Annotated in this window: 15 protein-coding genes; 7 read left to right on the plus strand and 8 right to left on the minus strand. The window is 71.6% G+C overall.

The window, feature by feature from the left end; genetic code table 11:
• The first annotated feature begins 20 nt into the window (after positions 1-20).
• From ACLBYE_RS01205 to ACLBYE_RS01215, 3 genes are read left to right on the plus strand one after another with little or no spacing between them, the layout of a single operon-like run.
• Positions 21-893, plus strand: a complete 873-nt coding sequence (locus ACLBYE_RS01205) for a glycosyltransferase family 2 protein (protein WP_447692696.1) — start codon at positions 21-23, stop codon at positions 891-893.
• Positions 890-1,966, plus strand: coding sequence for an acyltransferase family protein (locus ACLBYE_RS01210; RefSeq protein ID WP_447692697.1), 1,077 nt, complete (start codon positions 890-892; stop codon positions 1,964-1,966). The genes ACLBYE_RS01205 and ACLBYE_RS01210 overlap by 4 nt, the downstream gene beginning before the upstream one ends.
• On the plus strand, positions 1,963-2,295 hold the full coding sequence (locus tag ACLBYE_RS01215; RefSeq protein ID WP_447692698.1) for a hypothetical protein: 333 nt from the start codon (positions 1,963-1,965) through the stop codon (positions 2,293-2,295). Before ACLBYE_RS01210 ends, ACLBYE_RS01215 begins: the two co-directional genes overlap by 4 nt.
• On the opposite strand, the gene ACLBYE_RS01220 is transcribed toward ACLBYE_RS01215, so the two are convergent.
• Both ACLBYE_RS01220 and ACLBYE_RS01225 read right to left on the minus strand, forming a co-directional pair.
• Positions 2,265-2,516, minus strand: a complete 252-nt coding sequence (locus ACLBYE_RS01220) for a DUF3297 family protein (protein ID WP_020091812.1) — start codon at positions 2,514-2,516, stop codon at positions 2,265-2,267. The genes ACLBYE_RS01215 and ACLBYE_RS01220 overlap by 31 nt on opposite strands.
• A complete protein-coding gene (locus ACLBYE_RS01225; RefSeq protein ID WP_447692699.1) occupies positions 2,513-3,175 on the minus strand; it encodes a CatB-related O-acetyltransferase in 663 nt (220 codons plus the stop codon). The genes ACLBYE_RS01220 and ACLBYE_RS01225 overlap by 4 nt, the downstream gene beginning before the upstream one ends.
• A 66-nt stretch (positions 3,176-3,241) precedes the next feature.
• Here ACLBYE_RS01225 and ACLBYE_RS01230 point away from each other — a divergent pair, with 66 nt between their 5' ends.
• Both ACLBYE_RS01230 and ACLBYE_RS01235 read left to right on the plus strand, forming a co-directional pair.
• The gene (locus ACLBYE_RS01230; protein WP_447692700.1) at positions 3,242-5,569 is read left to right on the plus strand and encodes an NADP-dependent malic enzyme; all 2,328 of its coding nucleotides are present in this window, start codon (positions 3,242-3,244) and stop codon (positions 5,567-5,569) included.
• 82 nt (positions 5,570-5,651) lie between these two features.
• Positions 5,652-7,097, plus strand: a complete 1,446-nt coding sequence (locus tag ACLBYE_RS01235; protein ID WP_447692701.1) for an acetamidase/formamidase family protein — start codon at positions 5,652-5,654, stop codon at positions 7,095-7,097.
• A gap of 12 nt (positions 7,098-7,109) precedes the next feature.
• Here ACLBYE_RS01235 and ACLBYE_RS01240 read toward each other — a convergent pair whose 3' ends face one another.
• The 5 genes from ACLBYE_RS01240 to ACLBYE_RS01260 form a co-directional block, all read right to left on the minus strand.
• Complete coding sequence (locus ACLBYE_RS01240) at positions 7,110-9,569, minus strand: methyl-accepting chemotaxis protein (protein ID WP_447692702.1); 2,460 nt, start codon at positions 9,567-9,569, stop codon at positions 7,110-7,112.
• 458 nt (positions 9,570-10,027) lie between these two features.
• Positions 10,028-11,581, minus strand: coding sequence for an exopolyphosphatase (gene ppx / locus ACLBYE_RS01245; protein ID WP_132366963.1), 1,554 nt, complete (start codon positions 11,579-11,581; stop codon positions 10,028-10,030).
• A gap of 82 nt (positions 11,582-11,663) precedes the next feature.
• A complete protein-coding gene (locus ACLBYE_RS01250; RefSeq protein ID WP_447692703.1) occupies positions 11,664-14,051 on the minus strand; it encodes an RNA degradosome polyphosphate kinase in 2,388 nt (795 codons plus the stop codon).
• Positions 14,052-14,149: 98 nt separating this feature from the next.
• On the minus strand, positions 14,150-14,860 hold the full coding sequence (locus ACLBYE_RS01255; protein WP_447692704.1) for a hypothetical protein: 711 nt from the start codon (positions 14,858-14,860) through the stop codon (positions 14,150-14,152).
• Between the two features lie 13 nt (positions 14,861-14,873).
• Entirely contained in the window at positions 14,874-15,998 is a 1,125-nt protein-coding gene (locus tag ACLBYE_RS01260; RefSeq protein ID WP_447692705.1) for an AI-2E family transporter, read from the minus strand.
• A gap of 143 nt (positions 15,999-16,141) precedes the next feature.
• Between ACLBYE_RS01260 and purM the strand changes: the two genes are divergently transcribed.
• Together purM and purN are read left to right on the plus strand one after the other, a co-directional pair.
• Entirely contained in the window at positions 16,142-17,221 is a 1,080-nt protein-coding gene (gene purM / locus ACLBYE_RS01265; protein WP_447692706.1) for a phosphoribosylformylglycinamidine cyclo-ligase, read from the plus strand.
• On the plus strand, positions 17,221-17,871 hold the full coding sequence (gene purN / locus ACLBYE_RS01270; protein ID WP_447692707.1) for a phosphoribosylglycinamide formyltransferase: 651 nt from the start codon (positions 17,221-17,223) through the stop codon (positions 17,869-17,871). The genes purM and purN overlap by 1 nt, the downstream gene beginning before the upstream one ends.
• 115 nt (positions 17,872-17,986) lie before the next feature.
• On the opposite strand, the gene ACLBYE_RS01275 is transcribed toward purN, so the two are convergent.
• Positions 17,987-18,352 carry a hypothetical protein gene (locus ACLBYE_RS01275; protein WP_020091801.1) on the minus strand — a complete coding sequence of 122 codons (366 nt, stop codon included), beginning with the start codon at positions 18,350-18,352 and terminating at the stop codon, positions 17,987-17,989.
• Positions 18,353-18,372: the final 20 nt, after the last annotated feature.

Raw genomic sequence — 18,372 nt, forward strand, 5'->3', positions numbered from 1 at the left:
GGCGCCCGTAGTCCCCCGCGGTGGCGAGCCTCGTCGCGATCGTCGTCGCCCACGACAGCGCCGACGTGCTGCCGGCCTGTCTCGCGGCGCTCGCCGGCGAGCATGTGCCGGCGATCGTCGTGGACAATGCCAGCCGGGACGCCTCCGCGTCGGTCGCGGAGGCGGCCGGCGCGCAGGTGATCCGCAACGCCCGCAACGAGGGCTACGGCCGCGCCAACAACCGGGGCGTCCGCGCGGCCGAGACGGCGGAGCACGTCCTCGTCGTCAACCCCGACGTCGTGCTGCGGCCGGGCACCGTGGACGCCCTTCTGGACGCGGCACGCGCCTGGCCGGATGCCGGTCTGCTCGCCCCGCGCCTCGTCGAGCCCGACGGGCGCTTCTTCTTCCAGGCGCGGTCCCTGCTCGCGCCCTACCTGACCAATCCCGCGGGCCGCCTCGCGCTGCCGCAGGGCGATGCCTGCGCGCCGTTCCTCTCCGGGGCCTGCCTGATGATGCCGCGTGCCCTCTTCCTCGATCTCGGCGGCTTCGACGAGAACATCTTCCTGTTCTACGAGGACGATGACCTGTGCCGGCGCGTTGCCGACAGCGGCCGCGCCCTGATCCACGTCCACCGCGCCGAGGCGCTGCACGGTCGCGGCCGATCGTCGGCGCCGGAGCCGGGACGGGTGTTCCGCGCGCGCTGGCACCAGGCGTGGTCGCGCGCCTATGTCAGCCGCAAGTATGGCCTCCCGAACCCGAGCCTCGCCGCCCTGGGGTCCAACCTGCCGAAGGCGCTGCTGTCGGGTCTGGTCTTCCGGCGAGCCGGGCTCGAGCGTTACGGCGGCTCGGCCGCGGGCGCCCTCGCCTTCCTGCGCGGCCGGACCGCGCTGGCCCGCGAGGGTCTGACCGGATGAGCGCGCCGACGATCGCGACCGCTCTGGCGCGCGGGCGCAACGGCTTCACCGGCCTGCGGCTGATGCTGGCTCTGGCCGTCGTGGTGTCCCACGCGTTCAGCGTCGCGACCGGCGCGGCCGGCGACGAGCCCCTCGCCCGGCTCACCGGCTACACGCTGGGCGAGCACGCGGTGAACGGCTTCTTCGCGGTGTCGGGCTTCCTGGTCACCATGAGCTGCGACCGCCGCGGCCTCCGCGACTACGCCCTCGCCCGGACCCTGCGGATCCTCCCGGGACTCGTGGCGGCGACGCTCGTCGTCGCGCTCGGGCTCGGCGTGGCCCTGACCCGCCTGCCGGTCACCGAGTACTGGCGCGATCCCGCCCTGTGGTCGTTCATCCGCGGGACGCTGACGACCTTCAAGAGCAACGCCGCCCTGCCCGGCGTCTTCGAATCCAACCCCTACCGGGCGCCCCTCGGCACGGTCTGGACGCTCAAGTACGAGGTGCTGTGCTACCTCGGCGTCCTCGCCGCCGCCCTGTGCGGCCTGCTCCGGCGCCGGTGGTCGGCGCCCGTGATCGTGGCCGGCCTGGCGCTCGCCCTGACGATCGCCTGCGGCCTCCGCGGTCCGGACCTGCCCAAGGGGACCGAGACGGCGCTGCGCCTGCCGCTGATCTTCGCGGCCGGCGCGTGTCTCTACCTGTGGCGCGACCGCCTGCGCGTCTCGGCCGCGGCCCTCGCCTGCCTGGTCTTAGGCGCCTTCGTCCTCGCGCGGACGCCGGCCTACCCGGCCCTGCTGTTCCTCGCCGAGGCCTACGGCGTGGTCTGGCTCGCCCTCGGCCCCCTCGCGCGCGGCCTGTTCGACCCGGCGGCCGACCTCTCCTACGGGATCTATCTCTACGGCTGGCCGGTCCAGCAGACCCTGCACGCTCTGTGGCCGGCCGCCTCCGGGCCCGCGCTGCTGCTGCCGGCTCTCGCCCTCACGCTGCCGGTCGCGGCCCTGTCCTGGTACGGGGTCGAGCGGCCGGCCCTGTCGCTGAAGGCGCGCGCGCTCGGGCGGCGCCGCCTCGGCACGATCGAGCCGGCCGGGCCGTGACCGCCGACGGGCCTCTCCCGCCGCTGAAGACGCTCGCCCTCGCGGCGCGGATGCTGGAGGCGGACGGCTTCGCGATCGTCGCCCGGAACGAGCGCGGCGACAGCCTCTACCTGCGGCGACCGGACTGCGCCTGGCACCTGCGCCTCTCGAACCACCGGCGCACCGCCAAGCAGCGCGCCCGGCGCTCCGATATCCTCGCGAGCCTCGTCATCGACGGGCCGCGCTCCTCGGATCAGGTCGGGACCCTCGTCCGCGAGGCCGTCCGGAACTTCGAGGCCGCCCTGGCACGGGTGGCGGATCAGGCGTCCGCGGCGGGGTCGCGGAAGTAGGGCTCCACGGTGCCCTTCAGCTTCACGGTCATCGGGTTGCCGGCCCGGTCGAGGGCCTTGCCGGCCGAGAGGCGGACCCAGCCCTCGCTCACGCAGTACTCCTCGACGTTCGTCTTCTCGACGCCCTTGAACCGGACACCGACCCCGCGCTCCAGCACCTTCTCGTCGTAGAACGGGCTGTTCGGGTTGGAAGCGAGGCGGTCGGGGGGCGTGTCGGTCATCGTCCGGATCTCGGATGGTCTTCGTACGGGGTCCCGCCGGTACGGGAATCCGCGCCCGCGCGCAACGCCGCGAGCAGGTCGGCGATCCGCCCGCTCTGGAGCAGCGGCACCAGCCGCGTCACCGCGTCGTGCGAAAGGTCCCACCACGCCGCCGCCACGAGCGCCTCCACGGTCGCCGCGTCGAAGCGGTGGCGCACGACCTTGGCCGGGTTGCCCGCCACCACGGCGTAGGCCGGCACGTCGCGGGTCACCACGGCGCGGGCTGCTACCACGGCCCCGTGCCCGACGGTCACCCCCGAGAGGATCATGCAGCCCGATCCGAGCCAGACATCGTGCCCGATCACCACGTCGCCCCGGGACGCGTGGAAATCCTCCGGCGCCGCGGCGTCCGGGAACAGCCCGCGCATCGCCGCGAAGGGATAAGTCGACGCCCAGTCGAGGCGGTGATCGCCGCCGAGCAGGATCTCGACCTTGTCAGCAATGGAACAATAGCGGCCGATCGTCAGCCGCCGACCGCTCTCCGGGAAGCGGACTTTTGGACGCCCGTACGAGTAAGCGCCTATGGAGAACCCGTGGGCCCTCGCCAGCTTGGCGAGGTGGATCCGGGTCTCGTTGTGCGGGTTGCGCCCCCTGCGCAGCCGGTGCAACAGACCCGTCATGACGCGAGCCCGCGCGATGCGCGACCGCGTCGTCCTCGGTGAAAAAGGTGAGCGGGAGCGTGGGCGATGGCCGATAACATGTCCGAGGACCTCAAGGCCGGGGCGCTCGTCTACCACCGCCTGCCCAAGCCCGGGAAGCTGGAGATCCAGGCGACCAAGCCGCTCGGCAACCAGCGCGACCTCGCCCTGGCCTACTCGCCCGGCGTCGCCGCGGCCTGCATGGCGATCCACGACGACCCGCAGCAGGCCGCCGAACTCACGGTGCGCCAGAACCTCGTGGCGGTGCTGTCCAACGGCACGGCCGTGCTCGGCCTCGGCGATATCGGCCCGCTCGCCTCGAAGCCCGTGATGGAGGGCAAGGCCGTCCTGTTCAAGAAGTTCGCCGGCATCGACGTCTTCGACATCGAGGTCGACCAGAAGGACGTGTCGAAGCTCGTCGACGTCGTCTGCGCCCTCGAGCCGACCTTCGGCGGCATCAACCTCGAGGACATCAAGGCGCCCGAGTGCTTCGAGGTCGAGGAGCAGTGCCGGGCCCGGATGAACATCCCGGTCTTCCACGACGACCAGCACGGCACCGCGATCATCGTGGCCGCCGCCGTCCTCAACGGCCTGGAACTCGCCGGCAAGAACCTGTCCGACGTCCGGATCGTCACGTCCGGCGCCGGCGCGGCGGCGCTCGCCTGCCTCAACCTCCTCGTGTCGCTCGGGGCGACCCGCGAGAACATCACGGTCACCGACATCAAGGGCGTCGTCTACAAGGGCCGCGCCGAGCTGATGGACCGGTGGAAGGACGTCTACGCCCAGGAAACCGACAAGCGGACGCTCGCCGAGGTGATCCCGGGGGCGGACGTGTTCATCGGCCTCTCGGCCGGCGGCGTGCTCAAGCCCGAGTACCTGAAGGAGATGGCCGAGAAGCCGCTGATCATGGCGCTCGCCAACCCCTACCCGGAGATCATGCCGGACCTAGCCGAGAAGGAGCGGCCGGACGCGATGATCTGCACCGGCCGGTCGGACTTCCCGAACCAGGTCAACAACGTCCTGTGCTTCCCCTACATCTTCCGCGGCGCGCTCGATGTCGGCGCCCACAAGATCAACGAGGAGATGAAGAAGGCCGCCGTCAAGGCGATCGCGGGCCTGGCCCACGAGACCACCTCGGACGTGGTCGCCCGCGCCTACGGCGGCGAGGCCCGGCCGTTCGGGCCGAAATCCCTGATCCCGAGCCCCTTCGACCCGCGCCTGATCCTGCGCATCGCCCCGGCGGTGGCCAAGGCCGCGATGGATTCGGGCGTCGCCGGCCGGCCGCTCCCGGACCTCGACGCCTATGTCGAGAGCCTCGACCGGTTCGTGCACCGGTCCGGCCTGATCATGAAGCCGCTGTTCTCGAAGGCGAAGGCCGAGCCCAAGCGCGTGATCTACGCCGAGGGCGAGGACGAGCGCGTGCTCCGCGCCGTCCAGGCGATCGTCGAGGACAAGGTCGCCCTGCCGATCCTGGTCGGCCGGCCGCGGGTGGTCGAGACGCGCCTGAAGCGCTTCGGCCTGTCGATGGTGCACGGTCGCGACTTCGAGCTGATCGATCCCGAGGACGATCCCCGCTACCGCGCCTACGTCCAGACCTATCTGGAAGTCGCCGGTCGCCGCGGCATCACGCCGGACGCGGCCCGGACGCTGGTCCGCACCAACAACACCGTGATCGGCGCCATCGCGGTCCGCCGCGGCGAGGCCGACGCGCTGATCTGCGGCCTGGAGGGCCGGTTCGAGACGCGCCTGCGCATCATCCGCGACGTGATCGGGCTCGCGCCGGGCGTGGAGCAGTGCGCCGCGATGAGCCTCGTGGTGACGCATAACGGCGCCTACTTCCTGGCCGACACCCATGTCCGCCAGAACCCCACCGCCGAGGAGATCGCCGACGTGGCGCAGGCCTGTGCCAGCCACGTCAGCCGGTTCGGGATGACGCCGAAGATCGCGCTGCTCAGCCACTCGGATTTCGGCCAGTCGGATTCCCCCTCCGCGATGAAGATGCGCGACGCCCTCGCGCTCCTGCACACGCGGAATCCCGAGCTGCAGGTCGACGGCGAGATGCAGGCCGATTCCGCCCTCAACGAGATGGTGCGCGAGCGCGTCCTGCCGGGCTCGCGCCTCAAGGGCGCGGCCAACGTCCTGATCTTCCCGAACCTCGACGCCGCCAACATCGCCTTCCAGTTCGCGAAGGTGCTGGCGGACGCGCTGCCGGTCGGCCCGCTCCTGATCGGCCCGGCCAAGCCCGCCCATATCCTGACGCCGTCGGTGACGGCGCGCGGCATCGTCAACGTCACGGCCGCCGCCGTGGTCGAGGCCCAGGCGGACGAGGCCGTCGCGCGCGCCGAGGAGGGCGGCGTCGGCATGATCTCGGAGTGAGGGGCGCCCGTCGGCGGCCGCCAGCGTGGCCGTCGATTTGCTTGCCCGCCCCGGGGCCACGAAACCACCGGGAGACGACGCGATGTGCGCGGGCGACGATCCAACCTGCCACGCCTTCGAGGAGCACCGCCGCCGGTTCCGGCGGGATCTCGAGCCGGAGCGGCGCGCCTTCCTGAAAAGCGGCTTCGCGGCGACCGGCGCGGCCGCCGCGGCCCTGGCGGCCGGCGGCCCGTCGCTCGTGAGCCCGGCCCTGGCCCAGGCGAGCGGCGCCAAGATCGCCGCCACGGCGCATTACCACCTGCCGGCGAATGCCGAGACGGTCCACTGGGGCTTCTTCAGCCGCAGCCTCAAGCCCAAGGTCGAGATCGGCTCGGGCGACTTCGTCACGATCGAGACGCTCACCCACCAGGCGAGCGACGATGCCGAGCGCATGATCCAGGGCGATCCGGGCGCCGAGAGCGTCTATCTCTGGACCAAGGACAAGATGGGCGTCGCGCCCCGAGGGGCCGGCGCCATGGACGCCAAGGTCGGCCCCGGCGGCGGCCTCGGCGTGCACATCTGCACCGGCCCGGTGGCGATCCGCGGCGCCGAGCCCGGCGACGTCCTGGAAGTGCGGATCCTCGACGTCGCCCCCCGCCCCTGCGCCAACCCCAGGTACAAGGGACTGGCCTTCGGCAGCAACGCGGCGGCGTGGTGGGGCTACCACTACAACGACCTGATCACCGGCGATAAGCCCCGGGAGGTCGTGACCATCTACGAGGTCGACGCCACCGGCGAGCGCGACTGGGCCCGGGCGGTCTACAGCTTCCGCTGGCCGGGCGTGACCGACCCGTTCGGCGTCTCCCACCCGACCATCGACTATCCCGGCCTGCCGGTGGACCACACGAAGACCCAGAAGACCTTCGAGGTCCTGAAGGGCATCCGCGTGCCGATCCGGCCGCATTTCGGCACGATGGGCGTCGCGCCGGCCGAGGCCGACCGGGTGAACACGATCCCGCCGAGCTACACCGGCGGCAACATCGACAACTGGCGGATCGGCAAGGGCGCGACCCTCTACTACCCGGTGGCGGTGCCGGGCGCCCTGTTCTCCGTGGGCGATCCCCACGCCAGCCAGGGCGATTCCGAACTGTGCGGCACCGCGATCGAGTGCTCGCTGACCGGCACTTTCCAGTTCATCCTGCACAAGAAGGCGGACCTGCCCGGCACGCCGCTGGAGGCGCTCGACTTCCCGATGATCGAGACCCGGGACGACTGGGTTCTGTCCGGCTTCAGCTACCCGAACTACCTGCGGGATCTCGGTCCGGACGCGCAGAGCGCGATCTTCCAGAAATCCTCCATCGATCTCGCCATGCGCGACGCCTTCCGGAAGATGCGCCAGTTCCTGATGCACGCGAAGGGCCTCACCGAGGACGAGGCCATCTCGCTGATGTCGGTGGCGGTCGATTTCGGGATCACGCAGGTCGTGGACGGCAACTGGGGCGTCCACGCCGTGGTCAAGAAGGCGATCTTCTCCGATCGCGTCGCCTGACGGCGGACCCGGTCACGCGGCCTTCGCGGCTTCGGTCATCGTCATCAGGCCGGCGATGACCCGGTAGGTCTCGGTCCAGGCTTCCCGGACCTCCGGCGTGAAGTCCGGGCCGAGCCCCTGCTCCAGGGTCCAGAGCAGTGCCGCCCCGACCGCCTCGAAATGCGCCTGCAGCGCGCCGTAGCCGACGTGCCGGTCGCCGAGATCGCGCAATGTGGCGACCAGGGCCTCCGGCTTGTCGAGGTTGGACACCGCCAGTGCCAGCATGGCGACGAGTTTCCGCTTCTGCGCGGTCATGTCGTCCGGGAAGAGCGATCGGACCTGCGGCGCGATGTCGAACAGGCGCCCGTAGAACATCTCCGCCGCGCTGTCGCCGAGCGCCTGCACCGTCGCGAAGCTGCGCTGCACGACCGCGACCTGGGCGGCGGAGACCGCGTAGGAGACGCGGACGCTCGCCAGGAACCGTTCGACCTCGGCGGTCAGACGGTCAGACTGGTCCGACAGGGCGGAGGCCGCCTCGAGGACCTGGCTCGCCGCCAGGCCGGTGCCCTCCGCCGCCCGCGCGACGCCGGTCATGGTCGTGGTGACCTCGCCTGTGCCGGTGGCCGCCTGCCCGACGTTGCGGACGATCTCCTGGGTCGCCGCACCCTGCTCCTCGACGGCCGCCGCGATCGTGGTCGCCGCGCCGTTGATCTCGCGGATCCGCGCGGTGATCGCCGCGATGGCCTCCACCGCCTGCCCGGTGGAGGCCTGCACCTGCGCGATCTGACCGGAGATCTCGTCGGTGGCCTTGGCGGTCTGCGCGGCGAGGGCCTTCACCTCGGACGCTACCACCGCGAAGCCGCGGCCGGCCGCGCCCGCGCGGGCCGCCTCGATGGTGGCGTTGAGCGCCAGCAGGTTGGTCTGCTCGGCGATCGACGAGATCAGCCCCACGACGGCACCGATCTGGTCCACGGCGCTGCTCAGGTCCTGGACGCGCGCGGCGGTCCGGTCGGCCTCGGCCGCGGCCCGCTGCGCGAGATCCGCCGACCCGTCGGCCTGCCGACCGATCTCCTGGACGGAGGTGCCGAGTTCCTCCGCGGCCGCCGCCACGGTGTTGACGTTGCTCGAGGCCCGCTCGGCGGCGGCCGCGACCGCCGTCGACTGCCCGGCCGTCTGGGTGGCCGTCGCGGTCATCGTCTGCGCCGTGACCTGCAGGGCGGTGGCCGAGGACGCGACCGAGCCGATCATGCCTCCGACGGCCTCCTCGAACCGTTGCGCCATCTGGCGCAGGCTGTCCCGGCGCTGGTCGTCGGCGTCCAGCCGCGCCCGCTCGGCCCCGAACTCGAGGTCGCGCGTGCGGATCAGATTGTCCCGGAAGGCCTGCACGGCCACCATGATCGGCGCGAACTCGTTCCGGTACGCTCGCACCGGGACGGCGACGGCGGTCTCGCCCCCCGTCAGCGCGCGCATCGCGGTGGCGATGATCCGGAGGGGGCGCAGCACGCCCCCGAACAGAGCCATGAGGCCCAGCCCGACGAGCAGCAGGACGGCCAGCAGCGCCGCAGCACTGTGCAGGAGAACGCGGTCCGCCTCCGCGGCGAGGCTCTCGGCCCGCGCCACCATCTCGGCGAGGGCGGCATCGGCGAGATCGACGATCGTCATCTGCTCGACGGTGTTGCGCTTGCGGAGATCCTGGAACGTGATGGGCGACGCGCGCTGCTGGCTCAGCGCGTCGAAGATCGCGCGCGCCGCCTCCGCCGCCTCGCCCTCGAAATTGCTGCGCTTGGCCCTCTCGAACGCGGCCCGCACGGCGTCCGAGCTCTGGGCGGCGGCCTCGCTGGTGCTCGACCACGCCGACTGGACCCGCGCCCGCTCCTCGGCCGCAGCCACGGTCTCGGGCAGCGACCACGACGTGCCGGCCGCCAGCGAGGTCTGCACGCGCAGGGCGACGTTCCCGATCGCGACACGGGTCGCCCAGGCGGACCGCTTGAGGACGAGGTAGCGCTGCAGGACGGCGTCGGAGCGCGGAATAGCCGAATCCACGGCGTCCGTGGTCGCCGTCAGCGCGTCGAGAAGATCCTGGAACGCCGTCAGCACCGCGGGCAGCAGCGCCGGGTCGCGCTTCGGCTTCGCGACGCGCAGGGCGTCGTCGACGCGGGGGCGGAGCAGGTTCACGGCATCCTGCGCCGCGTTGAGCCTCGCCAGCGTCGCCGTCACGGAGGGCAGATCCCGGTTCCGCAGCAGGTCCTGAACGCTCGCGAAGCCCGCGACCATCGCGTCCCGGTTCGTCGCGTAGGCCTTCAGGCTATCCGAGTCGGCGGATGCATCCCCGCCCAGGGCGAGCGCTGCCCCCCGCTCGAGACGTGTCGGCAGGATCGTCCCGAGTAATTGGCGACTCGCGCGGGTCAGCGTGACCGCGTCCCGGCCCTGTCGCGCCTGAAGACGCGCGTCGAGCAGAGCATTCCCCGCGTAGGCCAGTAACATCATCGCCATTGCGAATATCGTCGTGCACATGACGACTCGAATCGAGACGTAGCCAAGCCATCTCATCGCGTGAACATTCCGATGTGCGGGTGGGATCTGCGTGTCGCCCGCATCATAGGGCGAATGGCGCGCACGTTCACGCTGCCGCTCGGCAGTGTTCGATAGTCTATCGCGCCGACATATTTTGCGGACGGCGCGCTCTATTCCGGATTCAGACGAGAATCGACATCAACAAATAAAAAAGTTGGCTTCGTGAATTAAGCCGACGTTACCGCTGCGATCTCGGTCAGCAGGCGCATTCTCGCCGTTCCGGCAGCGTGCGGTGAGCACCGGTGCGACCGTCACGGGGCCGCCTTCGGCCCCGGCACGCGTGAGCTCTCGCGCGCGGCAAGCGCGGGCCATCGTGCGAGACCGGACCGCGGCGACGAGCGAGGCCCTGCCCGGGACCGGCGCCCGCGCCGCGCGGATCAGGGCGCGTCGTCCGCGAGCTCGACCCGCCCGTCCAGGCCGATGATGCGACCGAGGCCGCGGACGCGGTTCAGCAGGCGGTCCCCGTTCAGGGCCTCCCAGTCCCGCGGCAGGCGCAGCACGACCCGGCCCTCCTCGACGGTGAGCGGCGCCCGTCCGAGGGCGCCGTCCATGCCGGCCGAGATCGGGAAGGCGATCCGGAGCAGGGCGCCCAGGAGGCGGGCGCGCTCGAACAGGCGCGGACCGGCCACGCTCCGGAGCATCGGGTTCGCTTTCTCGGGGGCCAGGCCGGTGTGCCTCAGGGACACCGCCAGGGCGAGATAGGCCCGGCCCGGATGATCCACGCCGACGAACGCGGCATTCTGGATCACCGCGATGCTCTGCTCACCGCGGTAATCCGGATGCGCCCGCCAGCCGACGTCGGACAGCAGGCAGCCGGCGTGCCGCAAACGGCGCTCGTCGGTGGTCTCGTGGCCGTCCAGGGTCGCGACGAACCGGTCCGTCCAGGTGATCAGCTCCTCGCCGTGGCGGGGCGAGCGCGCGCGCAGAACGTTGAATTCCGACGCCGAGGCCAGCAGCGGATCGATCAGACGGGTGTCGCGGTCGAGCTGCTCGAACAGCAGGCCCTCGCGCACGCCCGATGCCGAGATCGCCACCTCGCGGGGGCGCCCGACCCGGATGATCTCCTCGAGGACGACGGCGCCGTAGGCGAGGAGCGGGCGCCGCGCCTCGGAGATCGCGTCGACGTCCTGCAGCAGCGCCACGTCGGTCTGCTCGACGACCTGCAGGAAGCTGAGCTCGTCGGTGGGCTCCACCGTGTAGCCGTGCATCACGTGGACGGGGTAGCCGCGGGCCGCCTGATGGAGCCGCGCGATGGCCCGCCACGTGCCGCCGACCGCGTAGAAGGTCCGCCCGCGCAGGGTCTCGAGCTGCGGGGCGGCCTTGCGCATGTACTCGCGGACGATCTTGGCGGCCTTCTTGACCGAGCCGCCGGACAGGTCCTGCAGGGCGAGCCCGCCGAGGGGCATGGTCACCCCCTGTCCGACGACCGCCCCGCGGACGTCCACGAGCTCGAGCGAGCCGCCGCCCATGTCGCCCACGACGCCGTTCGGCGCGTGGAATCCCGAGACCACGCCGAGGGCCGACAGCTCGGCCTCGCGCCGCCCGGAGAGGAGCTGGATCTCCTGGCCGCAGGCCGCCTCGGCGGCGCGGAGAAAGTCTGGGCCGTTCTCGGCGTCCCGCGCCGCCGCCGTGGCGAGCACGTAGACCTGCCTGACGCGCATCGTCCGGCACAGCACCCGGAACCGCGCCAGGGCGGCGAGTGCGCGCGTCACCGCCTCCTCGTTCAGGCGGCCGGTCGTCAGGACGTTGCGGCCCAGGCCGCAGAGCACCTTCTCATTGTAGAGCGGCGTCGGCGCCCGGGTCAGTCCGTCGTACGCGACGAGGCGGACCGAGTTGGAGCCGATGTCGATGATCGCCACAGGATGGCGCGCGGTGCTGTCGATCGCCTCCGCGTCGTGCGCGAGGGTGAGGTTGGCAAGAGGGCTGCCCAAACGTCCGAGTCCTTCATCAGCCCGGCGCGCCTGCCGGCGCGCCGTGCGGGAGGTTTAGCCCAGCGACGCCGCGCAGCGAAACTCAGCTGCGTTGGGCGCGGCGGCTCAGCGCCCGCGGGCTCGACTTCTTCGAGGCCTTGCCGCGCCCCGAGAGGCTGGGATTGGTCATGAAATACTTGTGGGCGTTGAACGGCTCCTCGCCCTCGGCGGGCTGGATCCGCTCGCAGCCGCCCGAGGCGAGGAGCCGCCAGCTCTGGCGGTTGTCGAGCAGGTTGGCCAGCATGATCTGGTCGAGCACCTGCTGATGCACCGTCGGGTTGGTGATCGGCAGCAGCGCCTCGACGCGGCGGTCGAGGTTCCGGCTCATCAGGTCGGCGGAGGAGATGTAGACCGTTGCCTTGGGGTGCGGTAGCCCGACGCCGTTGCCGAAGGCGTAGATGCGCCCGTGCTCCAGGAAGCGCCCGACGATCGACTTCACCCGGATCGTCTCCGACAGCCCGGGGATGCCCGGGCGCAGGCAGCAGATGCCGCGGACCACGCAGTCGATCTGAACCCCGGCCGCCGAGGCGTCGTAGAGCGCGTCGATGATCTGGCTGTCGACCAGGGAGTTGCACTTGATCCAGATCGCGGCCGGACGCCCGGCCTTCGCGTGGGCGACCTCCGCCTCGATGTGCTCGAGGAGGCGGTTCTTCAGGGTCAGCGGCGAGACCGCCATGCGCTCCAGCTCGGCCGGCTCGGCGTAGCCGGTGATGAAGTTGAAGATCCGCGACACGTCCCGCGCGATCGCGGGATCCGCCGTGAAGAACGACAGGTCCGTGTAGATGCGCGCGGTGATCGGGTGGTAGTTGCCGGTGCCGACGTGGCAGTAGGTGACGAGCTTGTCGCCTTCCCGTCGGACCACCAGCGACAGCTTGGCGTGGGTCTTCAGCTCGACGAAGCCGAACACCACCTGCGCGCCGGCCTTCTCGAGGTTGCGCGCCCAGCGGATGTTGGCCTCCTCGTCGAAACGCGCCTTCAGCTCCACCAGGGCGGTGACGGACTTGCCGAGTTCCGCGGCCTCGGCGAGGGCCGCCACGATCGGCGAGTTGGACGAGGTCCGGTAGAGCGTCTGCTTGATCGCGACCACGTTCGGGTCACGGGCGGCCTGCGCGAGGAACTGCACCACCGAATCGAAGGATTCGTAGGGGTGGTGGACGATGAAGTCCTTCTGCCGGATCGCCGCGAAGACGTCGCCGCCGCTCTCGCGGATGCGCTCCGGGAAGCGGGGATTGTAGGGCTTGAACTTCAGGTCGGGCCTGTCGATGCCGACGACCTGGGACAGCTCGTTCAGGGCCAGCATGCCCTCCACGAGGAAGATCGCGTCCGCGGCGATCTCCAGTTCGTCGGCGACGAAGCTGCGCAGATCCTCCGACATGCCCGCCTCGACCTCGAGACGGATCACGACGCCGCGCCGCCGCTGCTTCAGCGCCGTCTCGAAATGCAGGACGAGGTCCTCCGCCTCCTCCTCGATCTCCAGGTCGGAATCGCGGACCACGCGGAACGCGCCGCTGCCCTTGACGAGGTAGCCCGGGAAAAGCCGCCCGGTGAACATCCCGATCACCTGCTCGATGGTGATCAGGCGCGCGGCCGTCTCGCTGTCGCTCACCGGCAGGCGCACGAAGCGGTCTATGACGCCCGGCAGCCGGATCAGCGCGCGCAGCAGCCGGCCGTCCTTCGGCCGCACCAGCATCAGCGCGATGGTCGTGCCGAGATTCGGGATGAACGGGAACGGGTGGGCCGGATCGATCGCCAGCGGCGTCAGGACCGGGAAGACGTGGTTGAGGAAGTACTCCTCCAGCCACGCCGCCTGCTCGGCCGTGAGGGCGGCGGGCTCGACGATGTCGATGTCGCTCGTGTGCAGCTCCGTGCGCAGTTCCCGCCAGCGGGCCTGCTGGTCGGCGGCGAGGCGCGACACCTCGGCGCCGATCCGGACGAGTTGCTCGGACGGCGACAGGCCGTCCTGCGACGGGACCGTGATCCCCGCCCGGACCTGATCGATGAGGCCGGCGACGCGGACCATGAAGAATTCGTCGAGGTTGTTGGCCGAGATCGACAGGAAGCGGAGGCGCTCCAGGAGCGGGTGGTTGGGGTTCGACGCCTCTTCCAGCACCCGCCGGTTGAACTGCAGCCAGGACAGCTCGCGGTTCACGTACCGCTCCGGTGAGTGGCGCAGGGTTCGCCCGGCTTCCACCACCGGCTCGCGGGCCGCGCCGACCGGCGGCTCCGCGGGAGTCGCGGCCGCCGAGGCCGGCCACTCGTCGTTGGCGTCCGGAATGGCTTCCGCCGGAGCCGCCGCCCCCGCGACCGGATCGGCCTGCAGGCGCTTGGGCGCGACCGCCCGCCGCGTCGCCGGACTGGCCGTCGCGCGCCGACGGGGCTCGGGCGCCTCATCGGCGGCGTCGCGGTCCACGGGCTTCTGCGTCGATTCCATCCCGGATCCCTGTCTCTGCTCCTCGCGGCGGCGGAGCGTGTATCACCCTAGACCGGCGGCCTTCACGACAGTTTCGTGACGGCCACTGCATTCCGCGCTCAGGCGTTCGGGTCCGGCTCGTCCTCCAGCCCCATGCGGCGCAGGACGGCCAGCGCGAGCGGCCGGCTGATGCGGCGGCCGCGCCCGAGGGCGTCGCGGTCGAGCTCGGCGACGACGTCGCGGGCTCGGCCCAGCGACCGGTCGATCCGCAGGGCCAGCGCCTCGATGACGCCGAGATCGACCACCAGCTGCCGGTCCACGAACAGCTTGACCAGGACGGCACGCAGGAGCGCGTCGTCCGGCGCCTCGATGGCGATGCGCGGCGCGAGGCGAAGCCGCGAGCGCAGATCCGGCGTCGTGAGGCCGAGGGCGTCGATACCCGTGGCGCTAATCAGCAGAACCGGGCAGCCTCGCTCGCGGGCGCGGTTGAGCAGGTGGAACAGCGCCGCCTCGTCGCGCCGCTCCGCCCGGTCGATATCTTCCACGACCAGCGCCCCGTTGGAGACGAGGTGCTGGACCGCGTCGGCACCCAGCTCGGCGGCCGGGAGGGTCCAGGCGTGGGCCCGCTCGGCCCAGATCGCCGCGAGGTGGCTCTTGCCGCTGCCGGAGGGGCCAGTGAGGACCAATACGCTGTCCGGCCAGTCCGGCCACGCCTCGATCAGCGCGTAGGCGGCCTCGTTGGCCGGTCCGACGAGGAAATCCTCGCGCCCGTAGCGGGGGTCGAGCGGCAGGTCGAAGGCCAGCTGCCGGGGTGGGGCGTTCTCGCGCATAGGCCGCTCAGGATCATCCCGCGCCCGCGGAGGTCAAGGCCGAAGCGTCCTTGCCCTCGTGCTCGATCAGGATCGGCTGCCCGGCGTGGTAGAGGCGGCTCTCCAGGTAGCGGGCCAGGGCGAAGCGGACCAGCACGCCGATCGAGGCCGCGATCGGGACGGCGAGCAGCAACCCGACGAAGCCGAACAGCGTCCCGAAGGCGAGCAGGGCGAACATCAGCCAGACCGGGTGCAGCCCGGTGGAATCGCCGACGAGCTTCGGCGAGATGACGTTGCCCTCCAGGAACTGGCCGACGAGGAAGACGGCGACGGTCAGGCCGAGATGCAGCCAGTCTCCGGAGGGCCAGAACTGGACGAGCGCGACGCCCACGGAGAGCAGGAAGCCGGTCAGCGTACCGACGTAGGGGATGAATGTCAGGAAGCCGGCGATCAGGCCGATCAGCACGCCGAAGTTGAGGCCGACCAGCCAGAGGCCGACGGCGTAGAAGCTGCCCAGGATGAGGCAGACCAAGGTCTGGCCGCGGACGTAGCCGGTGATTGCCCCGTCGATCTGGCGCGCCAGCTCGCGCACCGTCGCCCGGTGCCGGGGCGGCACCCAGCCGTCGATGGCGGCGACCATCCGGTCCCAGTCGACGAGGATGTAGAAGGCGACGACCGGCGTCACGACCAGCAGAGAGGCGATCGAGATCAGCGCCTGGCTGCCCGACCAGAGCGATTTCAGGAAGGCCAGGAGCCACGTGCCGGCCTGGGTGGCGAGCGTGCCCACCGAGGATTGCAGCTCGTTGAGGACGTTCGCGCCGCCAACGCGCTCGAGCAGGGTCCCGGACCGCTCGGCGATGATCGCCTGGAGCCGCGACACCATCCCGGGCAGCGCGTTGACGAGCGCCACGACCTGGTTGGCCGTGAGCGGGATCAGGATCAGCAGCGTCACGACGAGGACGACGACGAACAGCGCCAGGATCAGCAGGCTCGCCGCCAGCCGCCCGAGGCCGAGCCGCTCCAGCCGGTCTGCCAGGGGGTCGAGGAGGTAGGCCAGCGTGATGCCGGCCACGAACGGCAGCATCACCTCCCGCAGGAGGTAGACGATCAACCCCAGGGCCACGACAGCGGCCAGCCCGATCACAGCCCGTGCGCGCACGATGACGCTCCCCCCAGCAGCACACCACGCCAGCGGGCAGAGTGGGTATGCGGAGCGCGCCGATCAAGGCGCCGCCGGCACGACTCGCGCGGCGCGCGGGAAGCCGCTAGAGCGGGGCCAGTATTCAGTGAGGTGGCGCGGGCATGACGGCCAAGGACGGCAACGAGCCGAAGACGGGGCTGACCTACGCGGCGGCGGGCGTCGATATCGATGCCGGCAACGCCATGGTCGAGACGATCAAGCCGCTGGTGCGCTCGACCCGGCGCCCGGGCGCTGACGCCGAGATCGGCGGGTTCGGCGGCCTGTTCGACCTGAAGGCCGCGGGATTCCGCGACCCGATCCTGGTCGCGGCCAACGACGGCGTCGGCACCAAGGTGAAGATCGCCATCGAGACCGGCCGCCACGACACCATCGGCATCGACCTCGTGGCGATGTGCGTGAACGACATCATCGTCCAGGGCGCGGAGCCGCTGTTCTTCCTCGACTACTACGCCACCGGCAAGCTGGTCCCGGGCGTCGGCGCCGACATCGTGCGCGGCATCGCCGAGGGCTGCCGGCAGGCCGGCTGCGCGCTGATCGGCGGCGAGACCGCCGAGATGCCGGGCCTCTACGACGGGTCCGACTACGACCTCGCGGGCTTCTCGGTCGGCGCCGCCGAGCGCGGCGCCCTGCTGCCGCGGCCCGGCATCCGGCCCGGCGACGTCGTGCTCGGCCTGCCCTCCTCCGGCGTCCATTCCAACGGCTTCTCGCTGGTCCGCCGGATCGTCGCGAAGACGGGTCTCGGCTGGGACGCGCCGGCCCCGTTCGCTCCGGGCCGCAGCCTCGGCGAGGCGCTGCTGGAGCCGACCCGGATCTACGTGAAGCCGCTGCTCGCGGCTCTGGGCGCCACCGACGGGATCCGGGCGCTCGCCCACATCACGGGCGGCGGCTTCCCCGACAACCTCCCTCGGGTCCTGCCGGACGATGTCGGCATCGCCGTCGACCTCGACGCGGTGACCCCGCCGCCGGTCTTCGGCTGGCTCGCCCGCGAGGGCGGCGTCGCCGAGGCCGAGATGCTGCGCACCTTCAATTGCGGGATCGGCATGGTGGTGATCGCCGCCGCCGACGCGGTCGACGACGTCGACGAGGCCCTGACCCGGGCCGGCGAGATCCCGGTCCGCCTCGGACGGATCACGGCGCGCGGCCCCGAGCCGGTGACCTTCAGCGGCCGCCTCGCCCTGTGATGGCGTCCGCCCGCAAGACCCGCGTCGCGATCCTCATCTCGGGGCGCGGCTCGAACATGCTGGCGCTGCTGGAGGCCGCGAAGGATCCCGCCTTCCCGGCCGAGATCGTCCTGGTCCTGTCGAACCGCCCGGAGGCTGCCGGCCTCGCTCGGGCGGCCGAGGCGGGTATCCCGACGCAGGCCATCGATCACCGGGCCTTCGCCGACCGGGCCGGGTTCGACGCCGCCCTCGACGCGGCGCTGCGGGCGGCCGAGGTCGACCTCGTCTGCCTCGCGGGCTTCATGCGGATCCTGACGACGGACTTTGTGGCGTCCTGGGCCGGCCGGATGCTCAACATCCACCCGTCGCTCCTGCCCCTGTTCAAGGGCACGCACACCCACCGACAGGCGCTGGACGCGGGCGTGCGCCTGCACGGCTGCACGGTCCACTTCGTCGTGCCCGAACTCGATGCCGGACCGATCGTCGCCCAGGCCGCGATCCCGGTCCGCCAGGACGACGATCCCGACAGCCTCGCCGACCGCGTGATCGTGCAGGAGCGGCGGCTCTACCCGGCGGTGCTCGCCCTGGTGGCGGGCGGCCGCGCCCGACTGGACGGCGATCGCGTGGTGATCGACGAGGCGGCGCCGGACGGCGCCCTGTTCAGCCTCTAGGCGGCGGTAGCACGGGCGTTTCCGACCGCGCGAGCGGGGCGCCGTGTTCCGCCCCCGGGCTGCTCCATCCACGAAGACGGTGCGCGGACCCAGGGGCCTTCGAAACTCGGGGCGCTCAGACCGGGCGCTGGAGCTTGCAGCTGTCCAGGGCCGAGAGCGCCTTCGCGCGGGCGGTGTCGTTGAAGTAACCGGTGGTCCGGTAGGCCTCGATCTCGGAGGCGTCGAGGCTGCGCAGCGTCTGCCGCGCGTAGCAGCCGCAGGGGCGCTCCAGGGAGGCCTCGCTGGCGCTGGTCATGCGGGCCTGGACGACCGTGCAGGCGTGGCGCACGCGGCCCTCAAGGTTGGTCTTGCTGGCGGTCTTGAGGGCCGGGTCCGGCTCGTACTGCTGGAACGGGGCCGAGGATCCGCCCGCGAGGGCGGCGGTCGCGCCGAGGGCGAACAGGCCGGTCGCGATCAGCAGGGGCAGGCGGCGCATCGTCATGGTCGGGGTCGTCCGGGGGC

This window comes from Methylobacterium sp. A52T (assembly GCF_053346095.1).

Bases quoted from the DNA above. Each gene is read 5' to 3' on its own strand.
- ACLBYE_RS01210 (WP_447692697.1), top strand. From the start codon at position 890: ATGAGCGCGCCGACGATCGCGACCGCTCTGGCGCGCGGGCGCAACGGC.
- ACLBYE_RS01220 (WP_020091812.1), bottom strand. From the start codon at position 2,516: ATGACCGACACGCCCCCCGACCGCCTCGCTTCCAACCCGAACAGCCCG.
- ACLBYE_RS01225 (WP_447692699.1), bottom strand. From the start codon at position 3,175: ATGACGGGTCTGTTGCACCGGCTGCGCAGGGGGCGCAACCCGCACAAC.
- ACLBYE_RS01230 (WP_447692700.1), top strand. From the start codon at position 3,242: ATGGCCGATAACATGTCCGAGGACCTCAAGGCCGGGGCGCTCGTCTAC.
- ACLBYE_RS01235 (WP_447692701.1), top strand. From the start codon at position 5,652: ATGTGCGCGGGCGACGATCCAACCTGCCACGCCTTCGAGGAGCACCGC.
- ACLBYE_RS01240 (WP_447692702.1), bottom strand. From the start codon at position 9,569: ATGGCGATGATGTTACTGGCCTACGCGGGGAATGCTCTGCTCGACGCG.
- ACLBYE_RS01250 (WP_447692703.1), bottom strand. From the start codon at position 14,051: ATGGAATCGACGCAGAAGCCCGTGGACCGCGACGCCGCCGATGAGGCG.
- ACLBYE_RS01255 (WP_447692704.1), bottom strand. From the start codon at position 14,860: ATGCGCGAGAACGCCCCACCCCGGCAGCTGGCCTTCGACCTGCCGCTC.
- purM (WP_447692706.1), top strand. From the start codon at position 16,142: ATGACGGCCAAGGACGGCAACGAGCCGAAGACGGGGCTGACCTACGCG.
- purN (WP_447692707.1), top strand. From the start codon at position 17,221: ATGGCGTCCGCCCGCAAGACCCGCGTCGCGATCCTCATCTCGGGGCGC.
- ACLBYE_RS01275 (WP_020091801.1), bottom strand. From the start codon at position 18,352: ATGACGATGCGCCGCCTGCCCCTGCTGATCGCGACCGGCCTGTTCGCC.